General features: G+C 66.7%; 23 protein-coding genes and 1 rRNA gene. All 24 read right to left on the minus strand.

Annotated features, from left to right (window positions below; translation table 11 throughout):
- Positions 1-5: 5 nt before the first annotated feature.
- Positions 6-860 (minus strand): type I methionyl aminopeptidase, encoded by an 855-nt coding sequence (gene map / locus IEX69_RS19025; RefSeq protein WP_174604402.1) that lies wholly within the window; start codon positions 858-860, stop codon positions 6-8.
- A complete protein-coding gene (locus tag IEX69_RS19030; RefSeq protein ID WP_085018755.1) occupies positions 857-1,441 on the minus strand; it encodes an adenylate kinase in 585 nt (194 codons plus the stop codon). The genes map and IEX69_RS19030 overlap by 4 nt, the downstream gene beginning before the upstream one ends.
- A complete protein-coding gene (gene secY, locus IEX69_RS19035) occupies positions 1,438-2,760 on the minus strand; it encodes a preprotein translocase subunit SecY (RefSeq protein ID WP_085018754.1) in 1,323 nt (440 codons plus the stop codon). Before secY ends, IEX69_RS19030 begins: the two co-directional genes overlap by 4 nt.
- 133 nt (positions 2,761-2,893) lie before the next feature.
- Complete coding sequence (gene rplO / locus IEX69_RS19040; RefSeq protein ID WP_085018753.1) at positions 2,894-3,460, minus strand: 50S ribosomal protein L15; 567 nt, start codon at positions 3,458-3,460, stop codon at positions 2,894-2,896.
- Complete coding sequence (gene rpmD, locus IEX69_RS19045) at positions 3,460-3,645, minus strand: 50S ribosomal protein L30 (RefSeq protein ID WP_085018752.1); 186 nt, start codon at positions 3,643-3,645, stop codon at positions 3,460-3,462. Before rpmD ends, rplO begins: the two co-directional genes overlap by 1 nt.
- Positions 3,645-4,331 carry a 30S ribosomal protein S5 gene (gene rpsE / locus IEX69_RS19050; RefSeq protein WP_085018751.1) on the minus strand — a complete coding sequence of 229 codons (687 nt, stop codon included), beginning with the start codon at positions 4,329-4,331 and terminating at the stop codon, positions 3,645-3,647. The genes rpmD and rpsE overlap by 1 nt, the downstream gene beginning before the upstream one ends.
- Positions 4,328-4,687 (minus strand): 50S ribosomal protein L18, encoded by a 360-nt coding sequence (gene rplR, locus IEX69_RS19055; protein WP_085018750.1) that lies wholly within the window; start codon positions 4,685-4,687, stop codon positions 4,328-4,330. The genes rpsE and rplR overlap by 4 nt, the downstream gene beginning before the upstream one ends.
- A gap of 2 nt (positions 4,688-4,689) precedes the next feature.
- On the minus strand, positions 4,690-5,226 hold the full coding sequence (gene rplF, locus IEX69_RS19060) for a 50S ribosomal protein L6 (protein ID WP_085018749.1): 537 nt from the start codon (positions 5,224-5,226) through the stop codon (positions 4,690-4,692).
- A gap of 6 nt (positions 5,227-5,232) precedes the next feature.
- Positions 5,233-5,631 (minus strand): 30S ribosomal protein S8, encoded by a 399-nt coding sequence (gene rpsH / locus IEX69_RS19065; RefSeq protein ID WP_085018748.1) that lies wholly within the window; start codon positions 5,629-5,631, stop codon positions 5,233-5,235.
- Positions 5,632-5,700: 69 nt separating this feature from the next.
- On the minus strand, positions 5,701-6,282 hold the full coding sequence (gene rplE / locus IEX69_RS19070) for a 50S ribosomal protein L5 (protein WP_085018747.1): 582 nt from the start codon (positions 6,280-6,282) through the stop codon (positions 5,701-5,703).
- A complete protein-coding gene (gene rplX / locus IEX69_RS19075; RefSeq protein WP_085018746.1) occupies positions 6,282-6,641 on the minus strand; it encodes a 50S ribosomal protein L24 in 360 nt (119 codons plus the stop codon). Before rplX ends, rplE begins: the two co-directional genes overlap by 1 nt.
- Positions 6,642-6,643: 2 nt before the next feature.
- A complete protein-coding gene (rplN, locus tag IEX69_RS19080) occupies positions 6,644-7,012 on the minus strand; it encodes a 50S ribosomal protein L14 (RefSeq protein ID WP_085018745.1) in 369 nt (122 codons plus the stop codon).
- Positions 7,013-7,015: 3 nt separating this feature from the next.
- A complete protein-coding gene (gene rpsQ / locus IEX69_RS19085; protein ID WP_085018744.1) occupies positions 7,016-7,339 on the minus strand; it encodes a 30S ribosomal protein S17 in 324 nt (107 codons plus the stop codon).
- Positions 7,339-7,683 (minus strand): 50S ribosomal protein L29, encoded by a 345-nt coding sequence (gene rpmC / locus IEX69_RS19090; RefSeq protein WP_085018743.1) that lies wholly within the window; start codon positions 7,681-7,683, stop codon positions 7,339-7,341. The genes rpsQ and rpmC overlap by 1 nt, the downstream gene beginning before the upstream one ends.
- A complete protein-coding gene (gene rplP, locus IEX69_RS19095; RefSeq protein WP_085018742.1) occupies positions 7,683-8,102 on the minus strand; it encodes a 50S ribosomal protein L16 in 420 nt (139 codons plus the stop codon). Before rplP ends, rpmC begins: the two co-directional genes overlap by 1 nt.
- Before the next feature lie 2 nt (positions 8,103-8,104).
- Positions 8,105-8,866 (minus strand): 30S ribosomal protein S3, encoded by a 762-nt coding sequence (gene rpsC / locus IEX69_RS19100; protein WP_085018741.1) that lies wholly within the window; start codon positions 8,864-8,866, stop codon positions 8,105-8,107.
- Positions 8,866-9,261, minus strand: coding sequence for a 50S ribosomal protein L22 (gene rplV / locus IEX69_RS19105; protein WP_085018740.1), 396 nt, complete (start codon positions 9,259-9,261; stop codon positions 8,866-8,868). The genes rpsC and rplV overlap by 1 nt, the downstream gene beginning before the upstream one ends.
- Before the next feature lie 25 nt (positions 9,262-9,286).
- Complete coding sequence (gene rpsS / locus IEX69_RS19110; protein WP_085018739.1) at positions 9,287-9,568, minus strand: 30S ribosomal protein S19; 282 nt, start codon at positions 9,566-9,568, stop codon at positions 9,287-9,289.
- 11 nt (positions 9,569-9,579) lie between these two features.
- On the minus strand, positions 9,580-10,419 hold the full coding sequence (gene rplB, locus IEX69_RS19115) for a 50S ribosomal protein L2 (RefSeq protein ID WP_085018738.1): 840 nt from the start codon (positions 10,417-10,419) through the stop codon (positions 9,580-9,582).
- A gap of 28 nt (positions 10,420-10,447) precedes the next feature.
- A complete protein-coding gene (gene rplW, locus IEX69_RS19120) occupies positions 10,448-10,753 on the minus strand; it encodes a 50S ribosomal protein L23 (protein WP_085018737.1) in 306 nt (101 codons plus the stop codon).
- Positions 10,750-11,403, minus strand: a complete 654-nt coding sequence (gene rplD / locus IEX69_RS19125) for a 50S ribosomal protein L4 (protein WP_085018736.1) — start codon at positions 11,401-11,403, stop codon at positions 10,750-10,752. Before rplD ends, rplW begins: the two co-directional genes overlap by 4 nt.
- A 5-nt stretch (positions 11,404-11,408) precedes the next feature.
- Positions 11,409-12,068 (minus strand): 50S ribosomal protein L3, encoded by a 660-nt coding sequence (rplC, locus tag IEX69_RS19130; RefSeq protein ID WP_085018735.1) that lies wholly within the window; start codon positions 12,066-12,068, stop codon positions 11,409-11,411.
- A gap of 8 nt (positions 12,069-12,076) precedes the next feature.
- Positions 12,077-12,385, minus strand: coding sequence for a 30S ribosomal protein S10 (rpsJ, locus tag IEX69_RS19135; protein WP_085018734.1), 309 nt, complete (start codon positions 12,383-12,385; stop codon positions 12,077-12,079).
- Between the two features lie 558 nt (positions 12,386-12,943).
- Positions 12,944-13,041, minus strand: a 5S ribosomal RNA gene (gene rrf, locus IEX69_RS19140); the annotation flags it as partial.

The following is a 13,041-nucleotide window of genomic DNA, read 5'->3' on the forward strand; positions in this document are numbered from 1 at the left end:
AGCCGCTAGGAGATCGGAACCGGCGTCACGCCGAGCGGCGCGAGGGCTGACGCTCCCCCGTCGGCCGCGGTGAGCACCCAGATGCCGTCGGCGTGCACCGCCACCGAGTGCTCCCAGTGCGACGACATGCTGCCGTCGGAGGTGGCCACCGTCCACTCGTCGTCGCGGACGAACGTCTCCTCCGAGCCGGCGGTGATCATGGGCTCGATCGCGACCACGAGACCCGGCTTCACCTCCGGGCCGCGCTGGCGCACCCGGTAGTTGAACACCGGTGGCTCCTCGTGCATGCTCCGGCCGATCCCGTGTCCGATGTAGTCGGTGAGGATGCCGTACTGCGCTCCCTCGGCCACCGACGGATGCGACGTGACGTAGTCCTCGATGGCCTCGCCGACCTCGTTGAGGTGCCTCGCGCGGGCCAGCCGCGCGATCCCGTGCCACAGGGACTGCTCGGTCACATCGGAGAGCAGCTGCCGGGCCGCGACCGTCTCGGGGTGCGCCGGATCGTCGAGCACGATCGTGATCGCGGAGTCGCCGTTCCAGCCGTTCACGTCGGCCCCGCTGTCGATGGAGACGATGTCGCCCGGCTGCAGCACCCGGGGGCCGGGGATGCCGTGGACGACGTCGTCGTTCACGCTCGTGCAGACGGTGTGCGAGTAGCCGGGGACCATCTGGAAGTTCGACACCCCGCCGCGTGAGCGGATGACCTCGTCGGCGATGCGGTCGAGCTCGAGCGTGGTGATGCCCGGCCGGATCGCGGCGCGCACGGCGTCGAGCGACGCCGCGGTCACCAAGCCAGGCTCGACCATCGCACGCAGCTCGGCGGGCGACTTGTAGATCCCCTTGCCGCGACGACCGATCATCGGTGGGCGAGCGCGGTGATGATGCGGCCGGTGACCTCGTCGATCTCGCCGAGCCCGTCGACCTCGACCACGAGTCCCCGGTTGCGGTACACGTCGACGATCGGGGCGGTCTGCTCCGCGTACACGTCGAGACGCGTGCGGATGACCTCCTCCGTGTCGTCGCTGCGTCCCTGCTCGAGGGCCCGCTGGCGAAGGCGGCGGACCACCTCGTCGGTGTCGGCCGTCAGCAGGACCACCGCATCCAGCGACGCGTCGGCGTCGCCCAGCATCCGATCGAGCTCGTCGACCTGCTGGAGCGTGCGCGGGTAGCCGTCGAGGAGGAAGCCCGCCTGGGCATCCGGCTGCGAGAGCCTGTCGCGCACGAGGTCGTTGGTCAGGGAGTCGGGCACGTAGAGGCCCTTGTCCATGAACTCCCTGGCCTGCACGCCCAGCGGTGTCTCGTTGCGGACGTTCTCACGGAAGATGTCTCCCGTCGAGATCGCGGGGATGCCGTACGCCTCGGAGAGCTTGGCCGCCTGGGTGCCCTTGCCGGCACCGGGAGGGCCGATGAGGAGCAGTCGGAGCGCCTCACCGCTGCTCATCGGAGCAGACCCTCGTAGTGACGCTGCTGGAGCTGGGAGTCGATCTGCTTCACCGTCTCGAGACCGACGCCGACGATGATCAGGATCGACGCGCCACCGAACGGGAAGTTCTGGTTGGCGCCCACCGCAGCCAGCGCGATGAGGGGCAGCAGGGCGATCAGACCCAGGTAGATCGAGCCCGGCAGCGTGATGCGGGTGAGCACGTAGTCGAGGTACTCCGCCGTGGGCCGTCCCGCTCGGATGCCGGGGATGAAGCCACCGAACTTCTTCATGTTGTCGGCGACCTCTTCGGGGTTGAAGGTGATCGCGACGTAGAAGTAGGTGAAGCCCACGATGAGCAGGAAGTACAGCAGCATGTACAGCGGGTGATCGCCGCGCACGAGGTAGTTGTTGATCCAGGTCACCCAGCCGGCCGGCTCCTGACCGGGCTGCGGCTGGTTGAACTGCGCGATCAGCGCAGGCAGGTAGAGCAGCGACGACGCGAAGATCACGGGCACCACACCGGCCATGTTGACCTTGATGGGGATGTACGTGTTGTTGCCGCCGTACGTGCGTCTGCCGACCACGCGTTTGGCGTACTGCACCGGGATGCGCCGTTGCGACAGCTCGACGAAGACGACGGCCACCATGACCGCCAGCCCGACGACGATGACGAGCAGGAAGGTCTCGAAGCTGCGCGACTGCGCGATCTGCCAGAGCGACTCGGGGAAGCGGGCGGCGATGGAGGTGAAGATCAGCAGGGACATGCCGTTGCCGATGCCGCGCTCGGTGATGAGCTCGCCCATCCACATGATCACGCCGGTACCCGCCGTCATGGTGATGACCATGAGGAGGATGGCGTACCAGGCGTCGTTGGTGATGAGCTGGCCGCACTCCGCGACGGTGGAGGTGCCGAACAGGGCGCCGCTGCGGGCCACCGTGATGAGCGTGGTCGACTGCAGCACGCCCAGCGCGATGGTGAGGTAGCGCGTGTACTGCGTCAGGCGGCTCTGACCGGCCTGGCCCTCCTTGTAGAGGGTCTCGAAGTGAGGGATGACCACTCGGAGCAGCTGCACGATGATCGACGCCGTGATGTAGGGCATGATGCCCAGCGCGAAGATCGAGAGCTGGAGGAGCGCGCCACCCGAGAAGAGGTTGACGAGCTCATAGAGGCCCGAGGTGTTCTGGTTCGCGGCAAGACACGTCTGCACGTTGCCGAAGTCGACGAACGGGGCGGGGATGAACGAGCCGAGTCGGAACAGCGCGACGATGCCGAGCGTGAACCCGATCTTCCGGCGCAGGTCTGGCGTGCGGAAGATTCTCGCGACGGCTTGGAACAAAGGGGCCTCCTGCTGGATTCTCTCGGCGCATTAAGCCGAGATGGCTGGAGATCGGACACACGATCTCACACAGCCGACACCGTAGGTTATCGGATCTGCATGGAATCGGTGAGTCCGACCTCCAGCCAGGGGGTTACTTGACCGAGCCGCCGGCCGCGACGATCTTCTGCTCGGCCGAGCCGGAGACCTTGTCGACGGTGACGTTGAGCTTCACCGCGATGTCGCCGGCGCCGAGCACCTTGACCTTCTCGTTCTTGCGGACGGCACCCTTGGCGACCAGGTCGCCCACGGTGACGTCGCCACCGTTCGGGTACAGCTCGGCGAGCTTCTCCAGGTTCACGACCTGGTACTCGACGCGGAACGGGTTCTTGAACCCGCGCAGCTTCGGGGTGCGCATGTGCAGCGGCATCTGGCCACCCTCGAAGCCGACCTTGACCTGGTACCGGGCCTTCGTGCCCTTGGTGCCGCGGCCTGCGGTCTTTCCCTTCGAGCCCTCACCGCGGCCGACGCGGGTCCGTGCCTTCTTGGCACCCGCGGCGGGACGGAGGTGGTGGACCTTGAGGACCTGCGGACGGGCCGCGGGGGCCTCGGCCTTGTCGGCCTTGGTCTCCTTGGCGTCTGCGGTCTTCGCAGCCGACTTGCGCGCCGGAGCCTTCTTCGGGGCCGCCTTGGCGGTCTCGACGGTCTCTTCTTCAGCCATTAGTCAATCTCCTCGACCTTCACGAGGTGAGCGACCGTGCGGACGTAGCCGCGGTTGGCCGCGCTGTCCTCACGAACGACGACATCGCCGATCCGCTTCAGCCCGAGGCTGCGGAGGGTGTCGCGCTGGTTCTGCTTCTCGCTGATAACGGACTTGATCTGGGTCACCTTGAGGCGAGCGGCCATCATGCACCTGCCTTCGCGGCGAGGGCGTCCTGCTCGGCACGCACCAGGCGGGCCGGGGCGACCTCGTCGAACTCGAGCCCACGACGGGCGGCGACGGCGCGCGGCTCCTCGAGCTGCTTCAGCGCCTCCACCGTCGCGTGGACGATGTTGATCGTGTTGGACGAGCCGAGCGACTTCGACAGGATGTCGTGGATGCCGGCGCACTCCAGGACCGCACGGACCGGACCACCGGCGATGACACCGGTACCGGCCGCAGCGGGGCGGAGGAGGACGACACCGGCGGCTGCCTCACCCTGCACGGGGTGCGGGATGGTGTTGCCGACGCGAGGGACGCGGAAGAAGTTCTTCTTCGCCTCCTCGACGCCCTTGGAGATCGCCAGCGGCACCTCACGGGCCTTGCCGTAGCCGACGCCGACCAGGCCGTTGCCGTCTCCGACGACCACGAGGGCGGTGAAGCTGAAGCGACGACCACCCTTCACGACCTTCGACACGCGGTTGATCGTGACGACGCGCTCCAGGAACTGGCTCTTGTCGGCGTCACGGTTGTTGCGGTCGCGGTTCGGGTTGCGCTCGCGACCACCACGGCGCGCCTCGCGGGGCTCCTGGTTGTTGTTCTGGGTCGAGGCTGCAGTCTCGACGGGGGCTTCTCCAGCCACGTTCTGCTCCTCGGTGTTGGGGGTGCTCACAGGCTCAGACCACCCTCTCGTGCTCCGTCGGCGACGGCCGCGATGCGACCGGCGTAGCGGTTGCCGCCGCGGTCGAACACGACCGCCTCGACACCGGCCGACTTGGCGCGCTCGGCGACGAGCTCGCCGACCTTGTGCGCCTTCGCGGTCTTGTCACCGTCGAACGTGCGCAGGTCGGCCTCAAGGGTCGATGCGGACGCCACGGTGTGGCCCTTGCTGTCGTCGACGACCTGCACGAACAGGTGACGGGCCGAACGGGTGACGACGAGACGGGGACGGACGGCAGTGCCCTCGATCTTCTTGCGGAGACGCGAGTGACGGCGGTCGCGGGACGCGGACTTGCTGCTGTTGGCCATGGTCACTTACCACTCTTTCCGGCCTTGCGGCGAACGTTCTCGCCGGCGTACCGCACACCCTTGCCCTTGTAGGGCTCGGGCTTGCGGAGCTTGCGGAGGTTGGCGGCCACCTCACCGACCTGCTGCTTGTCGATGCCGGTGACCGTGAGCTTGTTGTTGCCCTCGACCGTGAACGAGATGCCGGCCGGCGGCTCGACGGCGATCGGGTGCGAGTAGCCCAGGGCGAACTCGACGCCCGAGCCCTTGGACGCGACGCGGTAACCGGTGCCGACGACCTCGAGGCTCTTGGAGTAGCCCGCGGTGACGCCGGTGATCTGGTTCGCGATGAGGGTGCGGGTCAGGCCGTGGAGCGACCGCGACTCGCGCTCGTCGTCGGGACGGGTGACGAGCACCTGGTTGTCCTCGATCTGGGCGACGATCGGGGCCTTCACGGTGAGCTGGAGCTCACCCTTGGGGCCCTTGACCGAGACCTGCTGCCCGTCGATCGTCACGGTGACGCCGGCGGGGATGTCGATGGGAAGTCGTCCGATTCGTGACATCGTCGATCACCACACGTAGGCGAGGACTTCTCCGCCTACGCCCTTCTTGTTGGCCTGACGGTCGGTGAGCAGACCGGAGGAGGTGGACAGGATCGCGACGCCGAGGCCACCGAGCACGGTGGGGATCTCGGTCGACTTCGCGTACACGCGCAGTCCGGGCTTCGACACGCGCTTGATGCCCGCGATCGAACGCTCACGGTTCGGTCCGAACTTGAGCTGCAGCGTGAGGGTCTTGCCGACGCGGGCGTCCTCGACGGCCCAGTCGGAGATGTAGCCCTCGGACTTGAGGATCTCCGCGACGCCTGCCTTGAGCTTCGAGTGAGGCATCGAGACGGAGTCGTGGTGCGCCGAGTTGGCGTTGCGCAGTCTGGTCAGCATGTCTGCGACCGGATCTGTCATCGTCATGATGGTGGCCTTTCGCCTGGTTTCGACACCCTTTCCGAGGGTGCCGACCTTTGGTGGGTGGGGGTGGGACTAGTCGTTCGACTTGAACGGGAAGCCGAGCGCGCGGAGGAGCGCACGACCCTCGTCGTCGGTCTTGGCCGTGGTGACGACGGTGATGTCGAAGCCGCGGACGCGATCGATCTTGTCCTGGTCGATCTCGTGGAACACGGACTGCTCCTGGAGACCGAACGTGTAGTTGCCGTTGCCGTCGAACTGACGGTCCGACAGGCCGCGGAAGTCGCGGATGCGAGGGAGGGCGAGCGACAGCAGTCGGTCGAGGAACTCCCACGCGCGGTCGCCACGAAGGGTGACGTGCGCACCGATCGGCTGGCCCTCACGCAGCTTGAACTGCGCGATGGACTTGCGGGCCTTGGTGACCTGAGGCTTCTGACCGGTGATCGCGGTGAGGTCGCGGACGGCCCCGTCGATCACCTTGCTGTCGCGAGCAGCCTCACCGACACCGGTGTTCACGACCACCTTGACCAGGCCGGGGACCTGGTGGGGGTTCGCGAAACCGAACTGCTCGGTGAGCTGCTTCACGATCTCGTTGCGGTACTTCTGCTTGAGGCGCGGCTGGATTTTGCCAGTAGGCGCAGCAGTGGTCGTGCTCATCAGAGGTCCTTACCCGACTTCTTCGCGTAGCGGACGCGAACGGTCTTGGTGACGCCGTCCTTGGTGACGGTCTCGTTGCGGTGACCGACACGGGTCGGCTTCTTGGTCTCGGGGTCGACGAGAGCCACGTTGGAGATGTGGATCGACGCCTCGTGGGTCTCGATGCCACCGGTCTTCGTGCCGCGCTGGGTCTGACCCACGCGCACGTGCTTGGTGACGAAGTTCACGCCCTCGACGACCACGCGGTTCTTCTCGGTGAGGACCTCGATCACACGACCCTGCTTGCCGCGGTCTCCGCCGCGGGCCTGGCTCGGGCCGGAGATGACCTGGACCAGGTCGCCCTTCTTGATCTTCGCCATGACTAGATGACCTCCGGTGCCAGCGAGATGATCTTCATGAACTTCTTGTCGCGGAGCTCGCGACCGACCGGCCCGAAGATACGAGTACCTCGGGGGTCGCCGTCGTTCTTGAGGATCACTGCGGCGTTCTCGTCGAACTTGATGTAGGAGCCGTCGGGACGGCGGGTCTGCTTGACCGTGCGGACGACGACGGCCTTGACCACGTCACCCTTCTTCACGTTGCCGCCGGGGATCGCATCCTTGACCGTGGCGACGATGACGTCGCCGAGGCCTGCGTAGCGACGGTTCGAACCGCCGAGCACGCGGATGGTCAGCAGCTCCTTGGCGCCGGTGTTGTCGGCGACCTTGAGTCGTGATTCCTGCTGCAGCATGGCTTACTTCGCCTTCTCGAGGATCTCGACGAGACGCCACCGCTTGGAGGCGCTCAGGGGACGGGTCTCGTTGATGAGGACGAGGTCGCCGATGCCGGCGCTGTTGGTCTCGTCGTGGGCCTTCACCTTCGAGGTACGGCGGATGACCTTGCCGTACAGGGGGTGCTTCACGCGGTCCTCGACCTCGACGACGATGGTCTTGTCCATCTTGTCGCTGGTCACGTAGCCGCGGCGGGCCTTGCGGTAGCCGCGGGCTCCCGCGTCCTTCACGTCGTGCGCGGCCGACTCGTGTCCGGCTTCGACGACCTTGTCTTCGGTCTTAGCCATTACTTCGTGGCCTCCTCGGTCGCGGCGGCGTCAGCGGCCTCGGTCGCCTCGGCGGCCTCGGGCTTGGATGCAGCCTTCTTGGTCTTCTTCGCCGCCTTGGCCGGGGCCTCGACGGGAGCGGGGGTCGCCCGGATGCCGAGCTCGCGCTCACGGATCACCGTGTAGATCCGCGCGATGTCGCGCTTCACCGCACGGAGTCGTCCGTGGCTCTCGAGCTGGCCGGTGGCCGACTGGAAGCGGAGGTTGAACAGCTCTTCCTTCGCCTTGCGAAGCTCCTCGACGAGTCGAGCGTCTTCGAACGTGTCGAGCTCAGTCGGAGCGAGCTCCTTGGTGCCGATCGCCATTACGCGTCGCCCTCCTCGCGCTTGATGATGCGTGCCTTGAGAGGCAGCTTGTGGATTGCTCGGGTCAGCGCCTCGCGGGCGAGCGTCTCGTCGACGCCGGCCACCTCGAAGAGGACGCGACCCGGCTTGACGTTGGCGACCCACCACTCGGGCGAACCCTTACCGGAACCCATGCGGGTCTCGGCGGGCTTCTTGGTCAGCGGGCGGTCGGGGTAGATGTTGATCCACACCTTTCCACCACGCTTGATGTGACGGGTCATCGCGATACGAGCGGACTCGATCTGACGGTTGGTCACGTACGCCGGGCTGAGGGCCTGGATGCCGAACTCGCCGAACGACACCTTGGTGCCGCCGGTGGCCTGACCGCTGCGACCGGGGTGGTGCTGCTTGCGGTGCTTGACTCTACGCGGGATAAGCATGGTTACGCCTCAACTCCTGCTGCGGCCGGCGCCTCCGCCCGAGGGGCGGAGTTGCGGCGCGGGCGGTCGCGGTCGCGCTCGGGGCGCGACGACTTCTGGTTGGCCTGCTCGCGAGCGAGCTCCTTGTTGGTGATGTCGCCCTTGTAGATCCACACCTTCACGCCGATGCGACCGAACGTCGTCTTGGCCTCGTAGAAGCCGTAGTCGATGTTGGCGCGCAGCGTGTGCAGCGGGACGCGACCCTCGCGGTAGAACTCGGAGCGGCTCATCTCGGCGCCGCCGAGGCGACCCGAGACCTGGATCCGGACACCCTTGGCGCCGGCGCGCTGCGCACCCTGCAGACCCTTGCGCATCGCACGGCGGAACGCCACGCGAGCGGAGAGCTGCTCGGCGATGCCCTGCGCGACGAGCTGGGCCTCGGCCTCGGGGTTCTTCACCTCGAGGATGTTGAGCTGGATCTGCTTGCCGGTGAGCTTCTCGAGCTCCGAGCGGATGCGCTCGGCCTCGGCGCCACGACGACCGATCACGATGCCCGGACGGGCGGTGTGGATGTCGACGCGGACGCGGTCACGGGTGCGCTCGATCTCGATGCGGGCGACGCCTGCACGGTCGAGGTTCTTCTGCAGCAGCCGGCGGATCTTGACGTCCTCGGCGATGTAGTCGGCGTAACGCTGACCGGGCTTGGTGCTGTCGGAGTACCAGCGCGACACGTGGTCGGTGGTGATTCCCAGACGGAAGCCGTACGGGTTGACCTTCTGGCCCATTACTTGCTCGCCTTCTTCTTCGAGACTCCCGCGACCGAAGCCTCGTCGGGCGTCGCGAGGACGATCGTGATGTGGCTCGTGCGCTTGTTGATCCGGAACGCGCGGCCCTGGGCACGCGGCTGGAAGCGCTTGAGCGTGGTGCCCTCGTCGACGAACGCCTTCGCGATGAAGAGGTCCTGCTCGTCGAGGTACTCGTTGGACGCATCGGCCTTCACCCGGGCGTTCGCGATGGCCGAGGCCACCAGCTTGTACACCGGCTCGCTCGCGGCCTGCGGCGCGAACCTCAGGATCGCGAGGGCCTCGGTGGCCTGACGGCCACGGACCAGGTCCACGACGCGACGGGCCTTCTGAGGCGTGACGCGGATGTGACGCACGCGTGCGATCGACTCCACCATTTCTTTCCTCCTTATCGCCCCCGCGTCAGCGGCGGCGGCCCTTCTTGTCGTCCTTCACGTGACCGCGGAAGGTGCGGGTGGGCGCGAACTCGCCCAGCTTGTGGCCGACCATCGACTCGGTGATGAACACCGGGATGTGCTTGCGACCGTCGTGCACCGCGATGGTGTGACCGAGGAACGCGGGCACGATCATCGAGCGGCGCGACCAGGTCTTGATGACGTTCTTCGAACCGGCTTCGTTCTGCGTAGCGACCTTGCGGAACAGGTGCTCGTCGACGAAGGGGCCCTTCTTGAGGCTGCGTGGCATTTCTGGGACTCCTACTTACGCTTCTTGCCGACGGTCCGGCGACGCACGATGAGCTTGTCGCTCTCCTTGTTGGGGTGGCGGGTACGGCCCTCAGGCTGACCCCACGGGGTGACGGGGTGACGACCACCGGACGTCTTGCCCTCACCACCACCGTGCGGGTGGTCGACCGGGTTCATCGCCACACCGCGGACGGTCGGGCGGATGCCCTTCCAGCGGCTGCGGCCGGCCTTGCCCCAGTTGATGTTCGACTGCTCGGCGTTGCCGACCTCGCCGACGGTCGCGCGGCAGCGCGCGTCGACGTTGCGGATCTCGCCCGAGGGCAGACGGAGCTGCGCGTAGGGGCCGTCCTTCGCGACGAGACGCACCGAGGCGCCCGCCGAACGGGCCATCTTCGCGCCGCCACCGGGCTTGAGCTCGATCGCGTGGATGACGGTACCGGTCGGGATGTTGCGCAGCGGCAGGTTGTTGCCGGGCTTGATGTCCGCGCCTGCACCCGACTCGACGATGTCGCCCTGCGAGAGCTTGTTCGGCGCGAGGATGTAGCGCTTGGTGCCGTCCACGTAGTGGAGCAGCGCGATGCGCGCGGTGCGGTTGGGGTCGTACTCGATGTGAGCGACCTTGGCGTTCACGCCGTCCTTGTCGTTGCGACGGAAGTCGATGACGCGGTACTGGCGCTTGTGGCCACCACCGATGTGACGGGTGGTGATGCGACCCTGGTTGTTGCGACCGCCGGTCTTGGCGAGCGGCTTGAGCAGCGACTTCTCCGGCGTCGAGCGGGTGATCTCGGCGAAGTCGGCGACGCTCGAACCGCGACGACCGGGGGTCGTGGGCTTGTACTTGCGAATGGCCATTGTCTTTAGTCCTCTAGCTTCCGAGCCCTCAGCCGACGGCCGTGAAGATGTCGATGGTGCCGGACTTCAGCGTGACGATCGCACGCTTGGTGTCCTTGCGCTTGCCGATGCCGAACTTGGTGCGACGGGTCTTGCCCTGACGGTTCAGGGTGTTGATCGTCGCGACCTCGACCTGGAAGATTTTCTCGATCGCGAGCTTGATCTCGGTCTTGTTCGAACGGGGGTCCACCACGAAGGTGTACTTGCCCTCGTCGATCAGGCCGTAGCTCTTCTCGGAGACCACCGGCGCGATGATGATGTCGCGCGGGTCCTTGTTGAACGCGGCGTTGCTCATGCGGAGACCTCTTCCTTCTTCGTCTTCGACGCCACGAAGGCCTCGAACGACGACTTGGTGAAGACGATGTCGTCGGAGACGAGCACGTCGTAGGCGTTCAGCTGGTCAGCAGCGAGAACGTGGACGGTCGGGATGTTGCGGACGCTGCGCAGCGAGACCTCGTCGTCGCGCTCGAGCACGATCAGGACGTGCTTCGAGGAGGCGACGGTCGCGAGGAACTCGGCGGCGGCCTTGGTCGACGGCGCCTCGACGCCGAACGACTCCACGACGTGGAGGCGTCCACCGCGGGCACGGTCGGACAGGGCGCCGAGGAGCGCGGCGGCGATCATCTTCTTGGGGGTGCGCTGCGCGTAGTCGCGCGGCGTCGGCCCGTGGACGATGCCACCACCGGTCATGTGCGGCGCACGGATCGAGCCCTGGCGAGCGCGGCCGGTGCCCTTCTGCTTGAAGGGCTTGCGGCCGGCGCCGGAGACCTCACCGCGCGACTTCACCTTGTGGGTGCCCTGACGGGCTGCGGCGAGCTGCGCGACGACGACCTGGTGGATGAGCGGGACGTTGGTCTGCACGTCGAAGAGCTCGGCGGGCAGCTCGACCGAGCCGGCCTTCTTGCCCTTCGCGTCGACGACGTCGAGGCTGGTTGCGGTAGCCATGCGGACTACGCTCCCTTCACTGCGTTGCGGACGAACACGAGGCGGCCCTTGGCGCCGGGGATGGCGCCCTTCACGAGGAGGAGGCCCTTCTCGGCGTCGATCGCCTGGATCTGGAGGTTGAGCACGGTGACGCGCTCGCCACCCATGCGGCCGGCCATGCGCATGCCCTTGAAGACGCGGCTGGGCGTCGACGAGGCACCGATCGAACCGGGCTTGCGGTGGTTGCGGTGAGCACCGTGGCTGGCCGAGACGCCCTGGAAGTTGTGGCGCTTCATGACACCGGCGAAGCCCTTGCCCTTGGAGGTGCCGACGACGTCGACCTTCTGGCCGGCCTCGAACACGCTGTCCGCGGTGAGCTCCTGGCCGACGGTGTAGTCGGCGGCGTCAGCGGTGCGGATCTCGGTCACGTGGCGGCGCGGCGTGACGCCGGCGGCCTCGAAGTGACCGGTGAGGGGCTTGGTGACCTTGCGGGGGTCGATCTGGCCCGCGGCGATCTGGACGGCCGAGTAGCCGTCCTTCTCCGGGGTGCGGATCTGGGTGACGACGTTCGGCGAGATCTCGACGACGGTGACGGGGATGAGACGGTTGTTCTCGTCCCACACCTGGGTCATGCCGAGCTTCTTGCCGAGCAGTCCCTTGCTGGTCTTCGTTGCAATGGTGGACATGGCGGGCCTCAGAGCTTGATCTCGATGTTGACGTCGGCCGGGAGGTCGAGACGCATGAGCGAGTCGACGGCCTTCGGCGTCGGGTCGACGATGTCGATCAGACGCTTGTGCGTGCGCATCTCGAAGTGCTCGCGGCTGTCCTTGTACTTGTGGGGCGAACGGATGACCGCCACCACGTTCTTCTCCGTCGGCAGCGGCACGGGGCCCACGACGGTGGCTCCTGCGCGCGTGACCGTGTCGACGATCTTCCGCGCCGAGGTGTCGATGACCTCGTGGTCATACGATTTCAGTCGGATGCGGATCTTCTGTCCCGCCATCACTCTCTCCTTCTTGCGTCTTACAGCCTCGACTGCATTGGACGCGCTGGTTGGCATACCTCTTCCGAGGCACCCCGTTGTCGGCACTCCTGGTGTCGCACCGCTGTTCTCGAGTCAACCGCCCTCGCGGGCTGTTCTCGGCACACACGTCTCCCCGAAGGAAGGTGTGTGTCGATTGAGCTGTGTCCTGCTGCCCGCGGCCTAGCTGTCGAAAGCTATGCACTGCCCTGGCAGTGATCCAGGCCGCGCAGAGCGCAGCCCGAAATGTTGAACTAGAAGAGTCTACGCGACTCCCCCACCTTCATGCAACCCGGGCGTGTCGCGCCCAAAGGGCCTGGGCATCAACTGCCTCATAACAGCCCGGATCACGACGCCGGCGGCTCGAGATCGCCGTCAAGGAACAGGAGGATTAGCGACCCGTCCTCGCGACGCCCTGACACCATCGCAGGTCGGACTCACCGCCCGACACGGGTGAGGCTCTCCGGCGCCGATGGAGCATCGAGCGCGTTAAATGCGAGAAGCCCGACCCAGCATTGGGTCGGGCTTCTCGTGAAGTAAGTCCGGCGGTGTCCTACTCTCCCACAGGGTCGCCCCTGCAGTACCATCGGCGCTGAGAGGCTTAGCTTCCGGGTTCGGAATGTTGCCGGGCGTTTCCC

This window comes from Cnuibacter physcomitrellae (assembly GCF_014640535.1).
In the GTDB taxonomy this organism is placed as follows: Bacteria; Actinomycetota; Actinomycetes; order Actinomycetales; family Microbacteriaceae; genus Cnuibacter; species Cnuibacter physcomitrellae.